Annotated in this window: 22 protein-coding genes and 1 pseudogene; 16 read left to right on the top strand and 7 right to left on the bottom strand. The window is 62.4% G+C overall.

The window, feature by feature from the left end; genetic code table 11:
- Window positions 1–55 precede the first annotated feature (55 nt).
- Window positions 56–1,153, top strand: a complete 1,098-nt coding sequence (aroC, locus tag WI754_RS10240) for a chorismate synthase (protein WP_349437607.1) — start codon at window positions 56–58, stop codon at window positions 1,151–1,153.
- A gap of 18 nt (window positions 1,154–1,171) precedes the next feature.
- On the top strand, window positions 1,172–2,272 hold the full coding sequence (ribB, locus tag WI754_RS10235; RefSeq protein WP_349437606.1) for a 3,4-dihydroxy-2-butanone-4-phosphate synthase: 1,101 nt from the start codon (window positions 1,172–1,174) through the stop codon (window positions 2,270–2,272).
- 132 nt (window positions 2,273–2,404) lie between these two features.
- Here ribB and WI754_RS10230 read toward each other — a convergent pair.
- Window positions 2,405–2,955: pseudogene (locus tag WI754_RS10230) on the bottom strand (metal transporter); the annotation flags it as partial.
- 9 nt (window positions 2,956–2,964) lie between these two features.
- Here WI754_RS10230 and mntR point away from each other — a divergent pair.
- Complete coding sequence (mntR, locus tag WI754_RS10225) at window positions 2,965–3,438, top strand: manganese-binding transcriptional regulator MntR (RefSeq protein ID WP_349437605.1); 474 nt, start codon at window positions 2,965–2,967, stop codon at window positions 3,436–3,438.
- 155 nt (window positions 3,439–3,593) lie between these two features.
- On the opposite strand, the gene WI754_RS10220 is transcribed toward mntR, so the two are convergent.
- Window positions 3,594–4,043 (bottom strand): VOC family protein, encoded by a 450-nt coding sequence (locus tag WI754_RS10220; protein WP_349437604.1) that lies wholly within the window; start codon window positions 4,041–4,043, stop codon window positions 3,594–3,596.
- A gap of 50 nt (window positions 4,044–4,093) precedes the next feature.
- Here WI754_RS10220 and WI754_RS10215 point away from each other — a divergent pair, with 50 nt between their 5' ends.
- Window positions 4,094–4,696, top strand: coding sequence for a TetR/AcrR family transcriptional regulator (locus WI754_RS10215; protein ID WP_349437603.1), 603 nt, complete (start codon window positions 4,094–4,096; stop codon window positions 4,694–4,696).
- Between the two features lie 88 nt (window positions 4,697–4,784).
- Here the strand turns inward: WI754_RS10215 and WI754_RS10210 are convergent, their stop codons facing one another.
- Complete coding sequence (locus WI754_RS10210; protein ID WP_349437602.1) at window positions 4,785–5,648, bottom strand: DMT family transporter; 864 nt, start codon at window positions 5,646–5,648, stop codon at window positions 4,785–4,787.
- Window positions 5,649–5,752: 104 nt separating this feature from the next.
- On the opposite strand from WI754_RS10210, the gene WI754_RS10205 reads away from it, so the two are divergent.
- Complete coding sequence (locus WI754_RS10205; RefSeq protein ID WP_349437601.1) at window positions 5,753–7,183, top strand: PLP-dependent aminotransferase family protein; 1,431 nt, start codon at window positions 5,753–5,755, stop codon at window positions 7,181–7,183.
- A 60-nt stretch (window positions 7,184–7,243) separates the two neighbouring features.
- On the opposite strand, the gene WI754_RS10200 is transcribed toward WI754_RS10205, so the two are convergent.
- Window positions 7,244–8,431, bottom strand: a complete 1,188-nt coding sequence (locus tag WI754_RS10200; RefSeq protein ID WP_349437600.1) for a winged helix-turn-helix domain-containing protein — start codon at window positions 8,429–8,431, stop codon at window positions 7,244–7,246.
- 114 nt (window positions 8,432–8,545) lie between these two features.
- Between WI754_RS10200 and WI754_RS10195 the strand changes: the two genes are divergently transcribed.
- The 9 genes from WI754_RS10195 to dxs all read left to right on the top strand — a co-directional run bounded on the left by WI754_RS10195 (window position 8,546) and on the right by dxs (window position 15,656).
- Window positions 8,546–9,226 (top strand): ABC transporter ATP-binding protein, encoded by a 681-nt coding sequence (locus WI754_RS10195; protein ID WP_349437599.1) that lies wholly within the window; start codon window positions 8,546–8,548, stop codon window positions 9,224–9,226.
- On the top strand, window positions 9,220–9,825 hold the full coding sequence (locus tag WI754_RS10190) for an energy-coupling factor transporter transmembrane protein EcfT (protein ID WP_349437598.1): 606 nt from the start codon (window positions 9,220–9,222) through the stop codon (window positions 9,823–9,825). Before WI754_RS10195 ends, WI754_RS10190 begins: the two co-directional genes overlap by 7 nt.
- 46 nt (window positions 9,826–9,871) lie before the next feature.
- Window positions 9,872–10,435 (top strand): biotin transporter BioY, encoded by a 564-nt coding sequence (locus WI754_RS10185; protein ID WP_349437597.1) that lies wholly within the window; start codon window positions 9,872–9,874, stop codon window positions 10,433–10,435.
- 117 nt (window positions 10,436–10,552) lie between these two features.
- Window positions 10,553–11,479 (top strand): histone deacetylase family protein, encoded by a 927-nt coding sequence (locus WI754_RS10180; protein ID WP_349437596.1) that lies wholly within the window; start codon window positions 10,553–10,555, stop codon window positions 11,477–11,479.
- Between the two features lie 2 nt (window positions 11,480–11,481).
- Window positions 11,482–11,742 carry an exodeoxyribonuclease VII small subunit gene (locus tag WI754_RS10175; RefSeq protein ID WP_085995090.1) on the top strand — a complete coding sequence of 87 codons (261 nt, stop codon included), beginning with the start codon at window positions 11,482–11,484 and terminating at the stop codon, window positions 11,740–11,742.
- Window positions 11,743–11,820: 78 nt separating this feature from the next.
- On the top strand, window positions 11,821–12,087 hold the full coding sequence (locus WI754_RS10170) for a type II toxin-antitoxin system Phd/YefM family antitoxin (protein ID WP_349437595.1): 267 nt from the start codon (window positions 11,821–11,823) through the stop codon (window positions 12,085–12,087).
- Window positions 12,084–12,530 (top strand): type II toxin-antitoxin system VapC family toxin, encoded by a 447-nt coding sequence (locus WI754_RS10165; protein WP_349437594.1) that lies wholly within the window; start codon window positions 12,084–12,086, stop codon window positions 12,528–12,530. Before WI754_RS10170 ends, WI754_RS10165 begins: the two co-directional genes overlap by 4 nt.
- Window positions 12,531–12,654: 124 nt before the next feature.
- Complete coding sequence (locus tag WI754_RS10160) at window positions 12,655–13,578, top strand: pirin family protein (protein WP_349437593.1); 924 nt, start codon at window positions 12,655–12,657, stop codon at window positions 13,576–13,578.
- Between the two features lie 167 nt (window positions 13,579–13,745).
- Window positions 13,746–15,656, top strand: a complete 1,911-nt coding sequence (gene dxs, locus WI754_RS10155) for a 1-deoxy-D-xylulose-5-phosphate synthase (protein WP_349437787.1) — start codon at window positions 13,746–13,748, stop codon at window positions 15,654–15,656.
- A gap of 135 nt (window positions 15,657–15,791) precedes the next feature.
- On the opposite strand, the gene WI754_RS10150 is transcribed toward dxs, so the two are convergent.
- Window positions 15,792–17,894, bottom strand: coding sequence for a HAMP domain-containing methyl-accepting chemotaxis protein (locus WI754_RS10150; protein WP_349437592.1), 2,103 nt, complete (start codon window positions 17,892–17,894; stop codon window positions 15,792–15,794).
- A gap of 458 nt (window positions 17,895–18,352) precedes the next feature.
- Between WI754_RS10150 and WI754_RS10145 the strand changes: the two genes are divergently transcribed.
- Both WI754_RS10145 and WI754_RS10140 read left to right on the top strand, forming a co-directional pair.
- Window positions 18,353–19,141: a TlyA family RNA methyltransferase gene (locus tag WI754_RS10145; RefSeq protein ID WP_349437591.1), complete on the top strand. Its 789-nt coding sequence runs from the start codon at window positions 18,353–18,355 to the stop codon at window positions 19,139–19,141.
- A complete protein-coding gene (locus tag WI754_RS10140) occupies window positions 19,138–20,388 on the top strand; it encodes a class I SAM-dependent RNA methyltransferase (protein WP_349437590.1) in 1,251 nt (416 codons plus the stop codon). The genes WI754_RS10145 and WI754_RS10140 overlap by 4 nt, the downstream gene beginning before the upstream one ends.
- A gap of 87 nt (window positions 20,389–20,475) precedes the next feature.
- Here the strand turns inward: WI754_RS10140 and WI754_RS10135 are convergent, their stop codons facing one another.
- Both WI754_RS10135 and mcpU read right to left on the bottom strand, forming a co-directional pair.
- Window positions 20,476–21,108 (bottom strand): LysE family translocator, encoded by a 633-nt coding sequence (locus tag WI754_RS10135; protein ID WP_349437589.1) that lies wholly within the window; start codon window positions 21,106–21,108, stop codon window positions 20,476–20,478.
- Window positions 21,109–21,285: 177 nt separating this feature from the next.
- Window positions 21,286–23,367 carry a methyl-accepting chemotaxis protein McpU gene (gene mcpU / locus WI754_RS10130; RefSeq protein ID WP_349437786.1) on the bottom strand — a complete coding sequence of 694 codons (2,082 nt, stop codon included), beginning with the start codon at window positions 23,365–23,367 and terminating at the stop codon, window positions 21,286–21,288.
- Window positions 23,368–23,470 lie beyond the last annotated feature (103 nt).

Here is a 23,470-nt window from a genome sequence, read left to right as displayed (position 1 = left end):
TGAATGTCGCATGCAGGCGCCTTGAACGCCGGCGGTTTACACATCGGTTCTGGACATGTCGCACAACACCTTCGGTCATCTTTTCCGCGTTACCACCTGGGGCGAAAGCCACGGAATCGCGCTTGGCTGCGTCATCGACGGCTGCCCGCCCGGCATCCGCTTCACGCTTTCCGAGTTGCAGGCCTGGCTCGACAAGCGCAAGCCCGGCCAGTCCCGCTTCGTCACCCAGCGCCGCGAGGACGATCTGGTCAAGGTGCTCTCCGGCGTCATGCTGGACCCCGATGGCGAGACGATGATCACCACCGGCACGCCGGTCTCGATGATGATCGAGAATACCGACCAGCGCTCCAAGGATTATTCGGAAATCGCCAAGAGCTACCGGCCGGGACACGCCGACTACACCTACGACCTCAAATACGGCATTCGCGACTATCGCGGCGGCGGACGCTCGTCGGCCCGTGAGACGGCGGCGCGGGTCGCCGCCGGCGGCCTTGCCCGCAAGGTCGTGCCGGGACTTCTGGTGCGCGGCGCGCTGGTCCAGATCGGCAAGCACAAGATCAACCGCGACAACTGGGACTGGAACGAAGTCGGCAACAACCCCTTCTTCGCGCCTGATCCGGCGATTGTTCCGGTCTGGGAAGAGTATCTTGACGGCATTCGCAAGGCCGGCTCTTCGGTCGGCGCGGTAGTCGAAGTGATCGCCGAAGGCGTCCCCGCCGGCATCGGCGCGCCGATCTATGCCAAGCTCGACCAGGACATTGCCTCCAACCTGATGTCGATCAATGCCGTCAAGGGCGTCGAGATCGGCAACGGTTTCGGCGCAGCCGAAATCACCGGCGAGGAAAACGCCGACGAGATGCGCATGGGCAATGACGGCAAGCCGATTTTCCTGTCGAACAATGCCGGCGGTATCCTGGGCGGCATTTCGACCGGCCAGCCGGTGATCGCCCGCTTCGCCATCAAGCCGACCTCCTCGATCCTCACCCAGCGCCAGTCGATCGACAGTGACGGCAACAATGTCGATGTCCGCACCAAGGGCCGCCACGACCCCTGCGTCGGGATCCGCGCCGTGCCGATCGGCGAGGCCATGCTCGCCTGCACGATTGCCGATCACTACCTGCGCGACCGAGGCCAAACCGGACGCCTCAAGTAACTTCAAGGAAGAACTACCATGCCCTTTGACCAGAAGCGCGTTGCCGATGCCATCCGGGCCTTCGAGGCCGGCGAGATCGTCGTCGTCACCGACGACGACGGCCGCGAGAACGAAGGTGACCTGATCGTCGCCGCCGTTCACTGCACGCCGGAAAAGATGGCCTTCATCGTCCGCCATACCTCAGGCATCGTCTGCACGCCGATGCCGAAAGAAGAGGCCAAGCGTCTCAACCTCAATGCCATGGTGGCCGAGAACGATTCGGCCCACACCACGGCCTTCACCGTGACCGTCGATTTCAAGCACGGCACGACAACCGGCATCTCCGCCGACGACCGGACGCTGACGGTGCGCAACCTCGCCAATCCGAATGTCGGCCCGGCCGATTTCGTCCGCCCCGGCCATATCTTCCCACTGGTTGCCCGCGAAGGCGGCGTGTTGATGCGCTCTGGCCATACGGAAGCCGCCGTCGATCTCTGCAAGCTCGCCAGCCTGCCGCCGATTGGCGTCATCTGCGAACTGGTCAATGACGACGGCACAGTGACGCGCGGCCCGCAGGTTACCGAATTTGCCGAAAAACACGGGTTGAAGCAGGTTTCGGTCGCCGACCTCATCGCCTACCGCCAGCGCAAGGAAACGCTGATCGAGCTCGAGGCGACGTTCGATGTCGATACGCCCTATGGCAAGGCCAAGGCCAATGCCTATTCCCTGCCCTGGGATCCGATGCAGCATCTCGCCGTGATCTTTGGCGACATCCGCGACGGTGTCGATATTCCGGTGCGCCTGCATCTGGAAAATGTCGCGGCCGACGTCTTCGGCAAGGATTGCCAGCTCGATGCCATCATGAAGCGCATGTCCGAACAAGGCTGCGGCGTCATCGTCTATTTGCGCGAAGGCTCTGTCGGCGTCGGTGCCTCGCAGACCGCCCGCAAGGGCAAACATGACCGCGAAGGCCATGACGAGGCGCAGGCACGCGAAAGCGAATGGCTGGAAATCGGCCTTGGCGCGCAAATTCTGAAAGATCTCGGCATCACCTCGATCAAGCTGATCTCCTCGCGCGAGCGCCACTATGTCGGCCTTGAAGGTTTCGGCATCCAGATCGCCGCGACCGAGATTTTGTAAGGGTTTCGGCAATCGCGGGCACCGGCTGTTCATAGCAGTGCCCCTTTTTATCGCTACGGGGCAGTTCACCGGCCGCGGGCGAAAGTGCTTGCGGCCGCCTTTCCGCGCATTTTGCCGCCGCGAGCACGCAACCTAGATCTTCACAAGCATTGCCGTAGCATACATGAAGGCGACCCCCACGGTAGCACCGGCTAGAATGGGAGGTGTTAGCGGGCCTGCAAGGCGCTCTCCGTAGGATCGCGCCAGAAATGCGCCGACTTCGACAATAACCTGCAGGATGGCCCCCGCGTCGATGGCGAGCGCGATTGCCGACCGTTGCGGCGCATAGGCGAGGCTGCCGATCCACATGCCGATGACTGCCGGTCCACCCGCGAGCAGTGCCAAGGCGGCGAACCGCCAGAGCGGCGGTCTCGTCTTCAAGAGCGGGGCGGCATACCGATGCCTTCGGTGATGTTGTGCAGGGTGAACCCCATAACGAGGAAGGTGCCCAGGCCCGCGGCACCTGCGGCGAAGGCCGCGCCGATCGCAAGCCCTTCACCAAGATTGTGCAGTCCGATTCCGAGAGCGATATAGGTGGCAAGCGCAAGACCACTCGGCCGCCCACCGCGTCGTGAGATCGCCATCAACATCAGGAATGCCGCAGAGGCCGCCAGTATCACCATGGCCGGTCCTTGGAAAAAAGAGTGCGTTCAATGTCCGTCAAACCAACGCCGGATAGTTTCCAAGGCGCCCTTGTCGATGCGGATGCACAGGTCGAGAGTTTTCGCCGAACGCGCAACAACCGCCGCACTGAACTTGTGGAAGATTATGTGGAACTGATCGCCGACTTGATCGCCGATGGCGGCGAGGCCCGCCAAGTTGACATCGCACAAAGGCTAGGTGTCGCTCAGCCAACGGTCGCAAAGATGCTCAAGCGTCTTGCCGCCGAGGGGTTCATTCAACAAAAATCTTATCGTGGCGTTTTCCCGACGCCAGAGGGCAACGAGTTTGCCGAAAGGAGCCGAGAGCGTCATCAGATCGTCGAGAGCTTTCTGCGCGCGCTTGGCATAAGTGCGGATAAGGCGCGCATCGACGCTGAAGGCATCGAACATCACGTCAGTGCGGAGACCCTCGATGCCTTCAAGGCTTTCTCAGTTGCCAAAAGTGCCGGATGGTTTGGTAGCTGAACACGTCTGCGTGGCGCCGTGGTCATCGTGTCGCGGGCGTCATCCCCCCAGTCTTGCGTGATGCAAACCGATATCTGCGCGGGATCGTTTGAGACCATCCCCGCGTTGAGGGCTCGCTCGGCCTCCTTGAGCGCTCCCAGGTCCGCCGCGCTCGCTCATGCAGATGTCCCTTCGTTCCAGCGCCGCTGCATCTCTTCAGGCGTGACCTGCTCGATGGTCTGCGACAGCATCCAGCGATGGCCGTAGGGATCGAGCACCTGCGCCACCCGCTCGCCAAAACTCTGGTCCGTTGCCGGGCGCAACAGCGTTGCCCCGGCCGCGAGGGCCTGCGCGACCGCCGCATCGGTCGAACCGGTGTCGACGTGGAAGGTCACAGGCGAGCCGCCGATGGTATCCGGAGACAGGGCGCCGAAATCCGGGTATTCATCCGCCAGCATCATCAGCGTCTCTCCGAAACGCAGTTCAGCGTGCCCTATCCGTCCGTCCGAAGGATCGGTCATGCGGAAGATTTCCGTTGCGCCGAAGGCTTCCTTGTAAAAGTCGATGGCGCGCGCTGCATCCTTTACGATGAAATAGGCACTTACTTTTCTGGCGAAACTCGGCATGGCGCTTCTCCTTGACTGGGACATATATTAACGTTACGTATCGTAACGATATGAGTCAAGATACCGATACAGAATCGAAGAAACGCGGGCGGCCGCCAAGCGCGACGGCGCGCAAGCGTGCGCTCGACGCCGCCCATGACATTCTGATGGCCGAAGGCTTCGGTCGTTTGACGATCGAGGCAGTTGCCGCGCGGTCCGGCGTCGGCAAACCGACGATCTATCGCAACTGGGCCAATGCGCAGGAACTGGCGATGGCCGCCCTGCTGGTCAATCCGTTGCCACGAGCAGAGGCGGAAGGAGCCACGGCGCTGGCCGCCCTCAGCGCACAGATGCACGGGCTGGTGACGGCCTTCGCCAGCACGCGCGGGCGGCAAATCACCATGGCGCTGGCGGCCGCGGACCCGGAAAGCGAATTCACCAAGGCATTCCGCAACCAAGTGATCCTGTCGAGCCGGAACGCCGGTCGCATCATCCTTGAACAGGCGCTGGCTCGGGGAGAAATTGTCCCGCCTCTTGATCTTGAGGCCTTCCTCGACATGATCTACGGACCCGTTTTCTTCCGCCTTCTGGTCGGGCATCGCCTGGTCTCGCCGGAGTTTGGCGATGCGATCGTCATGACCGCATTGCGGGCTGTTGCGCCGCGAGGGCCGTGAAATCAGCTGAGATTTTTCTACGCTGGAACCCCGGTCCGCCGGAGGCAAAAACGCGAAATCCCTTGGATCCATGTCCTCACCGACCGGCTCATTTCGCGAAGCGCTTGGCTCCGGCAACACAGAGAACCACGGCGGCGGTCACGGCGACCATGGGCCAGCTCACCGCCTCGTTCAGCAGTGTGGCCGCGAGAACCAGGCCGAAGAACGGCTGGAGCAATTGCAGCTGACCGACCGCGGCAATGCCGCCCTGTGCCAGCCCCCGATACCAGAAGACGAACCCCACCAGCATGCTGAAGACCGAGACATAGGCAAGGCCGAGCCAGGCTGGCTGCCCGGTTTCGGCAAAGGACGGCGGCATGGTGACGAGGGCAAGCGTCGCCATGATCGGTAGCGACAGGACAAGCGCCCAGCAGATAACCTGCCAGCCCCCGAGCGTACGGGATAGCTTCGCGCCTTCGGCATAGCCGAGACCACAGGCAATGATGGCAGCGAGCATCAACAGGTCGCCGATCGGCGAGGCGGAGAAAGCCTGCAGCAGGGCGAAGCCGGCGACCAGCAGGCTGCCGAGGCCGGAAAAGAGCCAGAAGGCCGGCCGCGGACGCTCGCCTCCGCGCAACACGCCGAAGATCGCCGTCGCCAACGGCAGAAGACCGACGAAGACGATGGAATGCGCCGAGGTGATGTGCTTGAGCGCCAATGCCGTCAGCATGGGAAAGCCGACGACCACGCCGAATGAGACGACCATCAGTGAAACCATATCACTTCGCGCCGGCCGCTTTTGTCGAAACATCATGAGCAGCGCGAGCGCCAGCGCACCGGCGATGGCGGCACGCGCGACGGTGAGGAAGACAGGATCAAAATCCGCCACCGCTACCCGCGTCGCGGGAAGAGAGCCGCTAAAAATCAGCACTCCGAGGAAGCCGTTGATCCATCCGCTTGTCGTCTTGTCCATAGCACCGTCCTTGTTTGTCGCCACGATAGGCGATCCCGGATGGATTCTTGAGACACAGTGCATTACAGTTTTGCCGAACTGTTATAATCACAAGAGCAGTACGGATGCTGATTGCCAACGAAATTGACGTCAAAGCGGGCACACGCGTCGGGCGCGTGATGGCCGCCATTCGGCAAAGGATCAGCGGGCGCACGCTGGCGCCAGGAGCAAAACTGCCTTCCATCCGAGGATTTGCAAAGATCATGGCGGTTTCCACATCGACCGTGGTCGAAGCCTATGACCGGCTCACGGCCGAAGGCCTCATTCAGTCCCGGCCCGGATCCGGGTTTTTCGTCGCCGGGCACCTGCCGCCGCTCGTTCTCGCCGAGATCGGCCTCCGGCTCGATCGCGCCATCGATCCGTTCTGGGTGTCACGACAGTCGCTCGAGGCCGGCGACGATACGCTAAAGCCCGGCTGCGGTTGGCTCCCGGCCTCCTGGATGCCGCAAGCGGAGCTGCGCCGCTCGCTGCGCCAGCTGACCCGGGCCGCGGACGCAACGCTGGCGGACTACGGAACGCCACTCGGGCTCCTGGCGCTCCGTCAACATCTCTCCCGACGCATGACGGAGCGCGGAATCCAGTCCTCGCCGGACCAGATCATGCTGACGGAATCGGGCACGCAGGCCATCGACCTTCTTTGCCGGTTCCTGATCGAACCGGGCGATACCGTGCTGGTGGACGACCCTTGCTACTTCAACTTCCTCGCGCTCTTGCGTGCACATCGCGTGAAGGTCGTCGGCGTGCCCTACACGCCGACCGGGCCGGACGTGGATCTGTTTGCCGCGGCCCTCACCGAGCACCGGCCGCGCCTCTACATCACCAATTCGGCGCTGCACAATCCGACGGGCGCCACGCTTTCTCCCGTGACGGCCCACCGCCTGCTCAAGCTTGCAGAGCAATCAGGGCTGACCATCATCGAGGACGACATTTTCAGCGACTTCGAGCCCGAGCCGGCACCGCGGCTTTCCGCCTTCGACGGCCTCGACCGCGTCATTCATATCGGCAGCTTTTCGAAGACACTGTCTGCGGCGGCGCGCTGTGGTTTCATCGCGGCCCGCCGCGACTGGATCGACGGCCTGATCGACCTCAAGATCGCCACTTCCTTCGGCGGTAACCCTATTTCCGCCGAGCTTGTGCTGAGCATCTTGAAGGACGGAACCTATCGAAAGCACATCAACGGCCTGCGGGATCGCCTATCCCGCTCCATGGGGGAGGTGAACAGGAAGCTCCAGACACTCGGCGTCACCCCCTGGATCGAGCCCAGGGGCGGCATGTTTCTGTGGTGCATGCTGCCGGAAGGGCTGGACGCGGCCGACGTGGCGCGGCGGGCGCTTGCCGAAAACGTCGTGCTTGCACCTGGAAACGTCTTCAGCGTCTCGCAGACCGCAGCGCGTTTCCTGCGGTTCAACGTCGCCCAGTCATCCGATCCCCGCATCTTTTCGGTGCTTGAAACCGTGATACATGGAGAAGGCCGGAGGTCGCGTGGCGTCCGATAAGCGGCGTAGCGGAGCGAAACTTCACCCGCAAGAACAACATCCGTCCCCGTCCCGCACGCGCTACCCGCGCCACCCGACCCCGTAGATGACCTTCTCCACCCCGGCGAAGCGGGCAATGCGGACAAGCTCCGCCTCCAGCTTTTCCAGTCGTCCGGCCGAGGGTTTGACACCCTTTTCCCACCACAGCCGCTTGACGTCGAGGGTTCCGGCCTTGCGGTCGGCCTTCATGTCGATGCGGCCGACGAGGCGGTCGCCCTCGAGCAGCGGGAAGACATAGTAGCCGTATTCGCGTTTCGGCTCGGGAACGAAGACTTCGATGCGGTAATAGAAGCCGAACAGCCGTTCCGTGCGGTTGCGATCGCGGATCAGCGGATCGAACGGGCTCAGCGCACGCAGGCGCGCGGGTGGGTCGGTGAGATCACGCAGTGCCTCGAGCCCGTCGGCAAAGGCGAAGGAGGCGCGCGGCTTACCGTCGACCGTTTCGATCGCAACCTCCTCCAGCTCTTCGCGATGGCTTTCCACCCATTGTTTCGCTTCCTGCGGCGTCACCAGATCGAAGAAGGCGGCGATCTCGCCGGACGTGGCAAAGCCGAGCCGCTTCAGCGCCTGCCGGCAGGCCCAGTCGACGAACGTGTCGTGATCGACCTCGGCCTCGTAATGCTCCTTCGGGATCACCCGCTCGGTCAGGTCATAGACCTTCTGGAAATTGTCGCGCGCCGCAATCGAAAGTTTGCCGGTATGCCAGAGGAACTCGAGCGCCGTCTTAGACGGATGCCAGTTCCACCAGCCGCCCGACTTGTGATCCTCGGCTTTGACTTCCCGTGCCATGACCGGACCGTTCGCCCTTATCCGCTCATAGGTTTCCTCGAAGGCCCGATCAAAACCCTCTCCCTGCCATTTGCGCCAGTTCTCGCGGATCTTGGCCTCGCGCCGCACGAAGCGATGCTTCCAATAGGGGAAAAAGGCCGAAGGAATGATCGAGGCGTCATGCGTCCAGTGCTCGAACAGCGCCCGGTCCTTCTCGATCAATGCAGCCAGGTGTTCCGGCCGGTAGGTCTGGTTGCGTGAAAACAGAATCTGGTGATGCGCCCGCTCCACCGTCGAGATGCTGTCGATCTGGACGAAGCCGATATCGTAGATGAGGTCGAACAGGCCATCCTTGCCGAGTGCCCGGTGCGGCGCTGCCGCCAGGCCCTGCTTGTTCAGGAAAATGCGCCGCGCATCGCGGTTTGAAACGAGAATCGCCATGGAGCCAATCTAGGCGAATGTTCACACTTTGTTCAAGTCCCCAACCGGACGCCTCTTTTCAACGAACAAGAATTCGTCCTATAGAGCCTGCCTATCGACAAGCGGGGGACGCGTTTGGCCATTCAGTTCACCGATAGCTCGGTCCGCTTCGGGCAAAAGACCGCCCTTCATCCCCTCAGCCTGACGCTTGCCGAGCGGCGTATCGGCATTATTGGTCTTAACGGTTCCGGCAAGACGACATTCGCGCGGCTGATCAATGGCCTTGTCAAGCCGACTGAAGGCCGCGTCACCGTCAATGGTCTCGATACGGTTACCGACGACAGGGCGGTACTGGGCGAAGCCGGCTTCATCTTCCAGAATCCACAGCACCAATTGATCATGCCGATCGTGCGCGAGGACATCGCTTTCGGACTGAAGAATCGCGGCCTGACCAACGCGGAGATCGAAGCAAAAACCGACGCTGTCCTTGCCCGCTTTTCGGTTTCGCATCTGGCCGGGCGGCGCGTGCACGAACTTTCCGGCGGAGAGACGCAGCTGGTGGCGATCGCGAGCGTCGTCGTCACCGGTCCAAAAATCCTCATCCTCGACGAACCGACCAATCAGCTCGACCTCAAGAACCGCCGGCTTGTCGCCACCACCATCAACGGGCTGGAGCAGCAAGTTCTGGTGATCAGCCACGACCTCGGCCTGGTCGACGGTTTCGAACGCGTGCTGCTCTTCCACGAAGGCCAGTTGATCGCCGATGGACGCGCCGACGCCACCATCCGCCGCTATCACGAGGTGGCCGGATGCTGAGGAGCCTCTATGTCGAGGGAAACACCCCGTTTCACCGGCTCTCGGTCCGCATCAAGTTGATCACGCTGATGGCGGCGAGCATCGCGCTGTTCTTCGTCTCGTCGCTCCAAATCCTCGTTCCCGTCTTCATCGCCGCCGCCTGCCTTTACCTGACGCTCGGCTTGCCCTGGCGCGAGGCGTTCGGCCGCATCGGCTGGATCGCCTTTGCCATCGCCGTTGTTGCGCTCGCGACCTGGTACTTCAACGGCCTGCACGAGGCCCTCGCCTTGACCTTCCGCCTGATGGCGCTGGTGCTCCTTGCCGCCACGATCACGGCGACGACGACCATCAGCGCCTTCATGGACGAGATCACCGTGATGCTGAGGCCGCTTGAACGCCTGGGGCTGGTGCGTGCTGCCGATGTCAGCCTGGCGCTTGGCCTGGTGTTGCGGTTCGTTCCGGAGATCCTCGATCGCTATGAAAATATCCGCGAGGCGCACCGGGCGCGCGGATTGCCGATCCGGCCCTTGACCCTGTTCGTGCCGCTGATCATCCTGACGCTGAAAGATGCCGACACGATTGCTATGGCCATTGACGCCCGTGGTTTCAGGCGCCAGTAGTCCAGCTTATCCTCACGAAGGCAGACCGATTCCAACGGAGACGACCATGACCACCAGAGACCTCGTGCTGATCGCGCTGTTTGCCGCGATCATCGTTTTCCTCGGGATCATTCCGCCGATCACGCTCGGCTTCATCCCCGTTCCGATTACGGCGCAATCCATGGGCGTCATGCTCGCCGGCTGCATCATCGGCGCCAAGCGCGGGGCGCTCGCCTATGTGCTGGTCATCCTGATGGTGGCGATCGGCCTGCCGGTGCTTTCGGGCGGCCGCGGCGGCCTCGCCATCCTCGCCGGTCCGACTGCCGGTTTCATCGCCGGCTGGGTGGCGGGCGCCTATGTCACCGGCCTTCTTGCCGAACGGCTGGTCAACGAAAGCCAGGCCGGTGCGCGCCAGCTGGCCGGCTTCTTCATCGCCTCCGTCGTCGGCGGTATCGGCGTCGTCTATCTTTTCGGCAACCTCTGGCTCGCCTTCGTCACCGGCATCGGCCTCGAAAAGGCCTTCGTCGGTTCCCTCGCCTTCATCCCGGGAGACCTCCTGAAGGCCGGCATCGCGACGCTGGCCGCCCGCGCCGTCCTCGTCGGCTATCCACTTTTGCCGCAACGCGCCTGAGAACTCGCGCGGCTCCTTGCATTCGACGGCGGGAAATTGCGCACCCGCTGTTGAAAACGCCGCGATCACCCTACCTATGCCATGGACCTCGCATCCCCGAAGCCATAGGTTCTCGCCATGACCACGATCCTGTTCGAAAACCCGATCTTTCTGGAACACAAGGTTCCAGAAGGTCACCCGGAACGGCCCGACCGGCTGAAGGCGCTCAATCTGGCGCTCGAGCACGAGCGTTTTTCCTCGCTGTCGCGGCAGCAGGCGCCGCAGGGCAATGAGGACCTGGTGCTGCTCGCCCATCCGGAAGAACATCTTCGCGCGGTGATGTCCGTCATTCCCGAGGAGGGCATCAATGGCTTCGAGGCCGACACCTATGCGAGCCCCGCCAGCCTTCAAGCCGCGCTGACCGGTATCGGCGGCGCGATCGCCGCGGTCGACGCGGTGTTTTCCGGCAAGGCCGACAATGCCTTCGTCGCGGCCCGTCCGCCCGGCCACCATGCCGAGAAGAACAAGGCGATGGGTTTCTGTTTCTTCAACACGATCGCCATCGCCGCCCGCTACGCCCAGCAGAAACACGGCGCCGAGCGGGTCGCCATCGTCGACTGGGACGTGCATCACGGCAACGGCACGCAGGACATCTTCTGGGATGATCCGTCGGTGCTGTTCTGCTCCACCCATCAGATGCCGCTTTATCCCGGTACCGGCGCCAAGACCGAGACGGGCGCCGGCAACATCGTCAACGCGCCGCTCTCGCCCGATACCGGCAGCGAGCATTTTCGCGAGGCCTTCAAGTCGCGCGTGCTCCCCGCACTCGATGAATTCCGCCCCGATTTCATCCTGATCTCCGCCGGCTTCGACGCCCATCACCGCGATCCCCTGGCCCAGATCAATCTGGTCGCCGAGGATTTCGACTGGGCAACCGGGCGGCTGCTCGACGCCGCCGGCAAGACCGCCAACAATCGCATCGTCAGCCTGCTCGAAGGCGGCTACGATCTTCAGGGCCTGGCCGAATCGGCCGGTACCCACATCTATCGCCTGATGAGAGGATGACCATGACCACCGCACCGCAAACCGCCGCGATCGACGTTTCGTCCCTCTCCTTCGAAAAGGCCGTCGAGGAACTGGAAGCGATCGTCTCGGCGCTCGAGCGCGGCGACGTGGCGCTCGACAGGTCGATCGAGATCTACGAGCGCGGCGAAGCGCTGAAGAAGCATTGCGAGGCGCTGCTCAGCGCCGCCGAAAACCGCATAGAGAAGATCAGGCTCGACCGCGCCGGCAAGCCGCAGGGGGTTGAGCCGCTCGACGGGGAGTGAGGCCTGAATTCTGGTCTTGATTTCTCAGGCGCGGGAGCCTAAAAAGGTCACATGTGACCCCTTTGAATGGGAGGTTCTATGTCGACGATCAGCCTGAAAGACGCAAAAGCGACCTTTTCCAACGTCATCGACAAGGCGGCGTCTGGTGAATTTGTGACGATTACGCGGCATGGCCGCGCGGCAGCCGTGCTGGTCAGCGTAGGGGCTGCGGAAGCCGCAAAGAAAGCGCTCGGAACCGACCGGCCGAGCCTTGTCCGCTACCTCAAGACGTTCCCGATTGATCTTGACCTTAGTGACGATGTGTTCGCTCGCAACTCCGCCCCGACGAGAGAGGTAGATCTGTGAGCGGCTTCCTTCTGGACACGAACGCAATCTCGGTGTTCGCTCCTTCCAGAACAGAACCATCAGAGGCTTTCGCGGCATGGATGGAGGAACAAGAACGGTCAAACGGCATCTACCTGTCTGCCGTGACGGTCCATGAAATCGAAAAAGGCATCAGGATGCTGGAGCACAGGGGAGCCAAATCGAAAGCCGAGGTTCTCGGCATCTGGCTTGTTGGTCTGACCTCCGCCTTTGCTGAAAATATCCTGCCTCTCGATGCTGCCGTTGCCAGAATTTCGGGTGAATTGGAGGCTATTGCCGTATCGGCAGGCCACGCCCCAGGGGCGGCGGACGCCATGATCGCGGGAACGGCAAAAGCCCATGGCTTGACGGTCATCACACACAATCTCAAGGATTTCACGCCCTTTGCAGTATCTGCCAAGTCGCCCAATCAAATCGTGGGCTAATTTTCGGCAAAACAACAGTTGACCCAAGGCGCAACGGTGTCCGATCATCTTGGCCATACGAGATAACGGGCCGGCTGTCAGACACGAAATCCGCCAAGCTCGACCCATAGAGAGGATGCCCAACATGTCCTTCTTTCCCGGACCAGACCCCCTCGCCGGTGATGCGCCGGCGTGTGATGCGATCGAGCATCTGATCATTCCGCGCACCAGCGACATCGGCAATCTGCAGGTGCGCCGTGCCCTGCCGACGGCGAAGCGGCGGCTGGTCGGACCGTTCATCTTCTTCGACCGCATGGGTCCAGCGCTGCTCAGGGCCGGCCAGGCACTGGATGTGCGGCCGCATCCGCATATCGGGCTTTCGACCGTCACCTATCTCTTCGACGGCGAGATCAAGCATCGCGACAGCCTCGGCACAGAAATGGTCATCGAGCCAGGCGACCTCAACCTGATGACGGCCGGGCGCGGCATCGTGCATTCGGAACGTTCGCCGGAAAAGCTACGGGGCAAACCGCAGTCGATCTCCGGGCTGCAGACATGGCTGGCGCTGCCCGAACAATACGAGGAGATCGATCCGATCTTCACCCATACCGAAAAGCGCGACCTGCCGTCCTTCAACACCGATGGCATGGAAGGCCGTGTCGTCATCGGCACATTCGAGGGCATGCGGTCGCCAGTCTCGGTGTTTTCCGACACGATCTATGTCGACCTGAAGATCGAGCCGGGCAAAAGCGCGCCTTTCGCAGCCCAATGGGAGGAGCGCGCGCTCTATATCCTCGAAGGCGAGGCGATCATCGCTGGCGATCATTTCGCCGACAACCAACTCTTGGTTTTCCAGGCGGGCGATCCGATCACCGTCACGGCCGGCCCCGCGGGCTGCCATGTCATGCTGTTCGGGGGCGCGGCCCTCGGCTCGGCCCGGCACATCTGGTGGAACTTCGTTTCCTCTTCGAAGGAGCGGATCGAACAGGCCAAGGAGGAGTGGCGCACCGGCCGCTTCGACATCGTGCCGGGGGACGAGAAAGAGTTTATCCCTTTGCCGGAACGGTAATATTCGCTAAACTCTTTGTTTGTGCCGCAAGAAAACCCGTTTTTGCAATCCATATCGATTCCGTTTAAAGACGCGGGTTCCTGCGGACACCCACATTTGATATCGCGGCTCTTCGACGAGCCGCGGGAACGAAGGCCTTCAGCGTGACACAACTGCCAGTCAATCCCATGCCGGCGACTCCCCTTCTCGATCAGGTGACCTATCCCGACGACCTGAAGAAGATCGACGACAAGGACCTGCCGCAACTGGCAACCGAACTGCGGGCCGAAATGGTTGACGCGGTGTCGCGCACCGGCGGACATCTGGGCGCGGGCCTCGGCGTGGTCGAGCTGACGATCGCCATCCACAAGGTCTTCGACACCCCGCATGACCGGCTAATCTTCGATGTCGGTCACCAGTGTTATCCGCACAAGATCCTGACCGGCCGCCGCGACCGTATCCGCACGCTGCGCCAGGAAGACGGCCTTTCCGGCTTCACCCGCCGTGCCGAGAGCGAATACGACCCCTTCGGCGCCGCCCATTCCTCGACCTCGATCTCCGCCGGTCTCGGCATGGCGGTCGCGGCCGATCTCTCCGGCGAGCCGCGCAACGTCATCGCCGTCATCGGCGACGGCGCAATGTCGGCCGGCATGGCCTATGAGGCGCTGAACAATGCCGGTGCGCTCGATGCGCGGCTGATCGTCATCCTCAACGACAACGACATGTCGATTGCACCGCCAACCGGGGCGATGAGCGCCTATCTGGCGCGCCTCGCCTCCGGCCGCACCTATATGGGCTTTCGCGAACTCGGCAAGAAACTGACCGCCTATCTCGGCAAATCGGTGGACCGGGCGATCACCCGCGCGGTCGAGCATGCGCGTGGCTACGTGACCGGCGGCACGCTGTTCGAGGAGATGGGCTTTTATCATATCGGCCCGATCGACGGTCATTCCTTCGACCATCTTCTGCCGGTGCTGCGCAATGTGCGCGACAATTCCAAGGGTCCGGTGCTGATCCATGTGGTGACGCAGAAGGGCAAGGGCTACCCGCCGGCGGAAGCCGCCGCCGACAAGTACCACGGCGTCAACACCTTCGACGTGATCACCGGCGCACAGGCCAAGGCCAAGCCGAACGCCCCCGCCTATACCTCGGTCTTTGCCGAGGCGCTGACGCAGGAAGCAGGCTATGACGACAAGATCGTCGCCATTACTGCCGCCATGCCCTCCGGCACGGGGCTCGACAAATTCGCGTTGGCGCATCCCTCCCGCTGCTTCGATGTCGGCATTGCCGAACAGCATGCGGTGACCTTTGCTGCCGGTCTTGCCTCAGAAGGTTACAAGCCGTTTGCCGCGCTCTATTCAACCTTCCTGCAGCGCGGCTACGATCAGGTGGTGCACGACGTCGCGATCCAGGGCTTGCCGGTTCGCTTCCCGATCGATCGTGCCGGTTTCGTCGGCGCCGACGGGCCGACGCATGCGGGCTCTTTCGACACGACCTATCTTGCCACCTTGCCCGGCTTTGTCGTCATGGCGGCGGCCGACGAGGCGGAACTGAAGCACATGGTGCGCACCGCAGCCGCCTATGATGAGGGGCCGATCTCCTTCCGCTATCCGCGTGGCGAAGGCATCGGTGTCGAGATGCCCGAGCGCGGCCAGATTCTCGAAATCGGCAAGGGCCGGGTGATGAAGCAGGGCTCCAAGGTGGCGCTGCTCTCCTTCGGCACACGCCTTGCCGATTGTCTGCTCGCCGCCGAAGATCTCGATGCCGCCGGGCTTTCGACGACCGTTGTCGATGCCCGGTTTGCCAAACCGCTCGACCATGACCTGATCCGCCAGCTGGCGCGCCATCACGAGGTGCTGATCACCATCGAGGAAGGCGCCGTCGGCGGCTTCGGCAGCCATGTGCTGCAATTCCTCGCGCATGAGGGTCTGCTCGACAATGGCCTGAAAATCCGGCCACTGGTGCTGCCCGATATCTGGATGGAACAGGCGAAGCCCGAGGCCATGTATGTCAAGGCCGGCCTCGACCGCGCCGGCATCGTCTCGACGGTGTTCCGCGCTCTCGGCCAGAAGGAAATCGGCGTCGAGGCAACGGGCTGACGGAGCGGGCCAGCTTTTCCTTTTTCCGGTTCGTCGCGATATCGCCTCCCACTGCGCCGTCTCCAGACCGTCACCGAAACACAAAGGCCTCCGGCTTTTCACCGGAGGCCTTGGTTATACAGCTTTTTCAAGCGCTCATGCAGCCCGGCGCTTGTCGCGGGCGAGCGTGTTTGCGGAACTGCCGGTATCCAGAACGAACTGCGCAATCAAGTCACGCAGGCGACTTGCCTCGTTGGCGAGCGTTGCGCTGGCCGCATTCGTCTCTTCCACCATCGCTGCGTTCTGCTGGGTCACCTGGTCCATCTGGTTGACGGCGGTGTTGACTTCAGCCAGGCCGACCGACTGTTCGCGCGCCGAGGTGGCAATCGCGTCCATATGCTGGTTGATCGTCACGACATACGTTTCGATGGTCTTCAGCGCATCGCCGGTTGCGCGCACCAGCTTGACGCCGCCCTCGACTTCGACGCTCGAATTGCGGATCAGTTCCTTGATTTCCTTGGCCGCCTTGGCCGAGCGCTGGGCGAGTTCTCGCACTTCCTGCGCGACAACGGCAAAACCCTTGCCGGCATCGCCCGCGCGGGCCGCTTCCACCCCAGCATTGAGTGCCAGAAGATTAGTCTGGAACGCGATCTCGTCGATCACGCCGATGATGTTGGAGATCTGGCTGGAGGATTCCTCGATACGGCGCATGGCATCGACGGCATTGGCGACGACAGCACCAGACTGGGCGGCGCTGGCATTCGCCTGAACCGCGACGGTGCGGGCTTCGTCGGCACGCTTGGAGGAATTGGCGACATTGACGGTGATCTGGTCGAGTGCTGCAGCGGTTTCCTCGAGCGAGGCTGCCTGCTGCTCGGTGCGACGCGACAGGTCGTCCGAACTGGAGCTGATCTCACGGGTGCCATTGTCGATCGCACCCGTCGATTGGGTAACGGCGGAAAGCGTGCTGCCCAATTGATTGACCGCGGCGTTGAGATCGTGGCGCAGCGCTTCGAAATCAGGAGAGAAAGGTTCGGCGAGCTGGAAAGAGAGATCACCGCTGGCGAGCCGGCGCAGCCCGGCCGCAAGACCGGAGGTTGCCTGCTGCAGGCGCGCTTGCGCGGCCGCTTCTGCCTCCTGACGCAAGCGGATGCCATCGGCTTCGGACCGTGCCCGGGCGGACTTAGCCTCCTCTTCGAGGCGGCGGTTGGCGATCGCCGCTTGCCGGAAAACCTCGACGGCGCCGGCCATTTCTCCGATCTCGTCCCTGCGTCCCACATAGGGAATGCCGGATGTCACATCGCCATCGGCAAGCCCGGTCATGGACCGGGTCGTCGCGACGATCGGTTTGGAGATCGAGCGGCCGACCAGATAGACCGTCAGTGCCAGAACCAGGATGGCCGCGAGCACGGCTGCGACGGCAAGCGTCCCGGTGCGCGCAATCATCTCAGCATTTTCCGCCTCGGCGGCCTTGCGAATAACGTCGAGTTGCACAGTCAGCTCTTCGAAGATCGGCTCGACATCCGCAAATGCCTTGGAAACGCTCTGGCGGATTGCGCTCTCGGTTTCAGCGACCACAACATAGTCCTTGAAGGCTGACTGGTAGGCGTTGAGCGCTTTCATGATGGCGTCATAGGCGTCCTTCGAACCGAAACGGGCCGGCTCGAATGCAGAAAAGGTCTTTGCTTCTGCTTCGTGCTTGGCCACGTATTTGGCATCGCGGCGCATGATGAAATCCTTCTCATGCCGCCGCATCGTCAGCATGCTGACCTTGAGTTCCGTGTCCGGGACTGCTTTCAGCAGTTCCTCGATCGAATGGACAGCCGCACGCATCTCCCCCTCGCGGCCCGTCGACGGGTCGAGACCCAGCGCAGTATTGGCATCGACCAACGCCTTGAACTGGCCGATATAAGCATCGAAGCCCGCGGAGATCGCCTGCAGATTCTGTTCCACGGACGGATCGGAGACCGTCTGTTTCAACACGTCCAGCTGCGCATGGGCCTCGGCGGCGAACTGCGCATGCCGGGCAATGGAATCGGCATCCCTGCGCAGGAGAAAGTCCTTTTCGGCGCGGCGGTCCTCAAGCAGCTTGTTTTCCAGCACCAGCAGCGCCTTGTCGGACGCCTGGATTGTCCGCTCCTTGTCCCGGAACGCCTGCTCCATCGCCTTTTCGACGGAGAAGATGGCGACGATCGACAAAATGCCGGCGACCGCGATCGGGACGAGGAGGCCGATCTTGTGAGATAACTTGAGACGCATGGGAAACTCCAATTCGCCGGGATGCGCGGCCGTTCCGCGTCGCCGGTATGGACGGTGAAATATTGGCGAGAGCATGCGGGCAATCCCGACCGTCGCGGGAAGGCGCTCAGAATGTGCCGCTGAAGCAATCGCTTCGGGCAGATTCACCGGGCGCAGCATGGACCGGTACCGTCTACGCAATCGCTGCACGGCTTGAGTTCCTTAAAATTAGTATTTCCGAATTAACGAATCATGAAGGAAACCCTCATGAATCTCGGGAAAAACGTTTACGATCGGTGCGAATTCAAAAAACTGGCAAGTCTAAAGCTGGAGCCGCACATCGAAACGGCATTCGCCGGCCATTCGCGCGACTCCATGTCGGCGTTGCTCCCCTGTGCGGTCGCAGCCAGCGTGGCATTATTTGGGGCAGAACCGTCCATGAGCCTTGCCATACCGGCCTCGACGCGCCATGACGGGCCATGTCAAACGAACCGAAAACAACCGTCCGCCTCGACCAGCTGCTCTTGAACCTTGGGCTTGTCGCCAGCCGTTCGCGCGCCCGCGATGCGATCCAGCGCGGCACCGTCACCGTCAATGGCCGCACGGTCACCAAACCAAGCTCCACCTTTCCCGAGGATGTGACGATCGGCATCGACGACCCGGTCCAGGCCTATGTTTCTCGCGCGGCGCTAAAGCTGAAGGCGGGCCTGGAACATTTCAAGCTGTCGCCGGCAGGGCTGGACTGTCTCGACATCGGTGCCTCGACCGGCGGCTTTACGGAAATCCTGCTGCACAACGGCGCAGCGCATGTGATTTCGATCGACGTCGGCCATGGTCAATTCCATCCACGGCTGGAGGCCGATCCGCGCGTCACCAACATCGAGGGGCTGAATGCCCGGGTGCTGGATGAGGATCATCTCGAGGGCCACGCCATTTCCTTCGTCGTTTCGGACGTCTCCTTCATTTCCCTGAAACTCGCTCTGCCGCCGGCGCTTGATCTCGCCGAGCCCGGCGCCCATTGCATCCTTTTGGTCAAGCCGCAGTTTGAGGCCGGTCGCGAGGCCGTCAGCAAGGCAGGCCTGCTCAAGGATCCGGACAGCGCGCCCGCCGTTGCTGCCGAACTGGAGCGCTGGCTAGTGGAAGAGATGGGCTGGGAAAGCCTCGGCCTTATCCCCTCGCCGATCTCCGGCGGCGACGGTAACGAGGAATATCTTCTGGCCGGTCGCAAGCCCATGGATGGTGACGCCCCCTTGGACGAAGACGCATGAGCACCGAGACGCTGACCATCGAGAAACTCGGCATGTCCGGCGACGGCGTGACCCGCGGCCCGTTTGGCCCGGTCTATGTGTCCTTCACGCTGCCGGGCGAAACGGTAGCGCTGGCGGTCAACAAGGACAGGGGCACGGTGATGTCCATGTCCGATCTCTCGCCGGAACGCGTCGAGCCGAAGTGCCGGCATTTCGGGCCGGACGGCGAAAACGGTGCCTGCGGCGGCTGCAGCCTGCAGCATGCGAGCGACAGCCTCTACCAGGGCTTCAAGCGGCAGTTGGTCGTCGATGCTCTGAAATCGAAGGCGCTGCAGGCAGATGTGGCGCCCCTGGTGCTTGCCCATCCCGGCGAACGCCGGCGCACCGTGTTCACGGCACGGCGTACCGAGAAGGAACTGCTGCTCGGCTACAATCAGGCCGAAAGCCACCACATCGTCTCGATCTCCGAATGTCCCATCGCAAGCCCCGGCATCGTGTCGCGGCTTGCAACCATCCGGACGATCGCCAATGCCATGGCCGTCAATGCCGAGTCGTTCCGCATCACCGTGCTGGAAACCCTCTCCGGCCTTGATCTTGCCTTCGAAGGCATCAAGGCAATGGACGACCGGCAGCGGCGCATGGCGATCGAAACCGTCCTCGGTCAAAAGGGTGTGGCCCGCCTCAGCCTCAATGGCGAAATCCTGGTCGAGCCGGTCAAGCCGGTGATCGATTTCGGCGGCGTTTCCGTCTCGCCGCCCCCCGGAAGTTTTACCCAGGCGACAAAGCCGGCGGAAGAAGTGATGGCGGAGTTGGTGCTGGCCCACCTCGGCAAGGCCAAGCGCGTCGCCGACCTCTTTGCCGGTTCCGGTACATTCTCGCTGCGCGTTGCCCGCAAGGCCCGTGTCCATGCCGTCGAGGGTGAAGACAAGCCGCTGAAGGCGCTCGATTTCGCAGCCCGCAACACCCAAGGGCTGAAGCCCGTGACGGTGGAGAAACGCGACCTCTACCGCCGCCCGATGATGGCCTCGGAACTGAAGGTCTACGACGCCATCGTCTTCGACCCGCCGCGTGCCGGTGCCGAGGTTCAGGTCAAGGAAATCGCCCGCTGCGGCGTGAAGAAGATCGTCGCCGTCTCCTGCAATCCGGCGACACTGGTGCGCGACCTGCGCATCCTGGTCGATGCCGGCTACCGGATCACCTCGGTGACGCCGATCGATCAGTTCCTCTGGTCCTCGCATGTCGAGGTGGTCGCGACGCTGGAGAAGTGACGGACGGCTGTGTCCGCCGTGCGGCCGCAAAAATAAAGTGATGCGGCCTACCTTTGCGAACGCTCTTTCCGGTCTTTCAGCGCCGATTCAATTCCGGCCTCCAAGCGCGAGGCGGCAGGCCAGACCGGCGAAAACGGTGGCGAGAAGGTACTGCGGCAACTTCTTGAAGCGCCCGATTTTTCCAACCCTCGCGCGAATGTGACCGCTCAGCAGGATTACAGAGCCATTCACCAGAAGGCCAACACCGTTCAACACGGTTGCGAGAATAAACGCCTGCACGACCATTGATCCAGCTTTCGGATTCATGAATTGGGGGAACAGTGCAAGCACGAACAGCGCCATCTTAGGATTGAGCAGGTTTGTCGCCAGACCCTCGCCAAAAATTCTTTTCGTGGAGAGCCGTGCCAAGCCTTCTGACGGCGAAAAGCCGGAGCCTTCCGATCGGATCGTCTTCCACGCCAGGTAAAGAAGATAGGCGCAACCTGCCCAGCGGATGATGTCATAGGCAACGGGCACGGCAAGGAAGAGTTGAGAAAGCCCCAGCGCCGCCGCCAGAGCATGGCAGTAGGTTCCGAGCGCGATGCCTGCATAGGTTAGAAACCCTGCCGCCCGCCCTTGGCATATGCTCCGGGAAGCAATGAGGAGCATGTCGGGTCCGGGCGTGGCAGTAAGCACCATGGATGCGGCGGCGAAAACAATGATTGTGGAGAAATCCGGCATATCGTTTTCCTTCGAGTTGGCCGGAATTCTCGATTACCAAGATTCCTTTTTTTATCAAGACCACATCGGAGGATATCGCCAGTTTCGCGATCAAAGCTCCGATTTGCTGGATCGAATGGAAAGGCCCGGCTTCAGTGAAGCCGGGCCTTTTCTTCATTGACTGATCTGCCGCGCCTGTCAGGCCGCGCGGCGACCATAAGCGGGCTGTCTCGCAACAGGCGCCGCCCGGCTGTCGCCCAAATTGAACTGCGACAGCAATTCGTTCAGCGCTGCGGCCTCCGACGCCAGACCATGGCTGGCGGCCGTCTGTTCCTCGACCATGGCGGCGTTCTGCTGGGTGCCCTGGTCCATGGTGTTGACGGCCGTGTTGATTTCCTGAAGGCCGGTCGATTGTTCTCGGGTGGCGGTCACGATCGCGCTGATATGGGTATTGATCTCCTGGACTTCCGCGACGATCGCCTGCAGCGACTGGCCGGTTTCGCCGACGAGCGTCACGCCGGCGCGAACCTGCTGGCCTGACGTGGTAATCAGCGCCTTGATCTCCTTGGCGGCGTTGGCCGAGCGCTGGGCGAGCTCGCGCACTTCCTGGGCGACGACGGCAAAGCCCTTGCCTGCGTCGCCGGCACGGGCCGCCTCGACACCGGCGTTCAGGGCCAGAAGGTTGGTCTGGAAGGCGATGTCGTCGATGACGCCGATGATATTGCTGATCTCGCCGGAGGATTTCTCGATGCCTTGCATGGCGTTGACCGCATTGCGAACGACTTCGCCGGACTTTTCAGCCCCGGCGCGAGTGCGGGCGACCAGCTGACCGACTTCCTCGGCGCGGCGGGCGCTGTCTTTGACCGTCGTGGTGATCTCTTCAAGCGCTGCGGCGGTTTCCTCGACGGAGGCGGCCTGCTGTTCCGTACGGCGAGCGAGATCGTCGGCGGCGTGACGGATTTCGCTGGCGCCGGCATCGATCGCCCGGGCGTTGGTTCCGACAGTCTGAAGCGCGTTGTGCAGCTTGGCGACCGAATTGTTGAAATCGGCGCGCAGGCGGTCGAGATGCGAAACGAAGGGGATCGAGATGCGATAGCCGAGGTCACCATCGGCAAGGCGGCCGAGACCGGTCGCCAGCGCTTCGACTGCCTGCTGAATATCAGCGGTTTCCTTCGCCTTCAGCGCTTCGCGCTCGCGGCGCTCCTGTTCCGACAGCGAACGGCCGGCTTCGGCTTCACCCTCGAGGCGCACGCGCTCGATGGCATTGGTGCGGAAGACGGCAACGGCGGCGGCCATGGAACCGATCTGGTCGCGGCGCTCCTGGCCGGGAATTTCAGCCTTCAGGTCACCGGCAGCAAGTCGCTCCATCGCGCCGGTCATATCGGTGACCGGGCGGATGACGAGACGGCTGAGCAACGTCGCGAGGAAGCCGATCATCACGCCGACGGCAAGCAGCGTGGCAATGGTTGCCGCGATCCGAAACTGGCCGATGGCGGAATAGGCGACATCGGCGTCGACTGCGAAGCCGACATACCATTCGACCGAAGGCAGGCCAGCGACCGGCACGAAGCTGACGAGCATCGGCTTGCCGTCAAGCTCGGTCTGCGTGATCGAAGAACCGATCGACGGCGTGGCCGCCGGGAAGGCGTCGGCAAGCGTCTTGGTGACGAGCTTTGCGTCCGGATGAACGAGGATCTGGCCCGACTTGTTGACGAGGAAGGCAAAACCTTCGCCGCCGACATCGACGGACTTGATCATGTCGACGAGGGTCTTGAGCGAAAAATCGCTGCCGGAAATGCCGAACAGCTTGCCATCGCGCTTGACCGGAACGGCCGCGCTGATGATCAGGTCGCCGCTCGATGCGTCAATATAGGGATCGGTGAGGACGCTGCTATCGGCCTTGGCGGCCTGCTGATACCACGGGCGCTGGCGCGGGTCGTAGCCCGCCGGCAGCGGCAGATCCGGCCAGCTGGTAAATTTCCCGGTCTCGTCGCCGACATAGGTGCTGAGGAATTCCTTCTCCAGCACGCCGTTCTTGAGCGCACCGACGAGGCCCGCCTGATCGGCGGCGCTGCCGGCCGCGTTGGCGGCCATCGCCGTCAAGGTGACGCGGCCGTTCAGCCAGTTGGCAACGCTCTGGGCGGCCTGCTTGCCGGAGGAGGCGATATTCTCCTCGACGGCGCGTGTCGTCACGGCATGCTGGAGGCTGTCGATATAGACGGAAAAGCCGGCAAAGGCGGCAACGACGACAAAGGACGCGGCAACGAGGATGCGCGTCATCAGGTTCGATCTTTTGGACAAGGCAAGCTTCCTTATTGCGGTGCAGCTTTTGCGCAAACGGGATCGCCCGCCGGCGCGATAGCGCACCGGGCCGCCCCTTGGT

It is taken from the genome of Pararhizobium sp. A13, from assembly GCF_040126305.1.
Taxonomy (GTDB): domain Bacteria; phylum Pseudomonadota; class Alphaproteobacteria; order Rhizobiales; family Rhizobiaceae; genus Pararhizobium.
Note: the sequence above shows the minus strand (reverse complement) of the source record. Positions and strands in the feature narration are given on the sequence as shown.